1 protein-coding gene is annotated in these 265 nt (G+C 52.1%); it reads right to left on the reverse strand.

The window, feature by feature from the left end; all coding sequences use genetic code 11:
* The coding region (locus LIN78_RS18015; RefSeq protein WP_227182271.1) for an FAD-dependent oxidoreductase at positions 1–265 on the reverse strand (265 nt) is incomplete at both ends.

A 265-nucleotide genomic window follows, 5' to 3' on the forward strand; every position in this document is an offset into this window, starting at 1 on the left:
TCGCACATAGCCTTGTGAAGTTTGTAGGCCTTTAATACGGCCATCTTCGATGTCCATACCCAATACTTCACATTGCTGAATGATTTCTACGCCTAGTGCACTCGCTGCACGGGCAAAGCCCCAAGCCACCGCATCGTGACGAGCAATACCAGCGCGTGGCTGGTAAGTCGCACCCAATACCGGGTAGCGAGAACGGGTGCTACAGTCTAGCAACGGGATGTGCGCTTTCACTTCCGCAGTATTCAACAACTGTGCATCAATACCA

The sequence above is a fragment of the Leeia speluncae genome (assembly GCF_020564625.1).
GTDB lineage: Bacteria > Pseudomonadota > Gammaproteobacteria > Burkholderiales > Leeiaceae > Leeia > Leeia speluncae.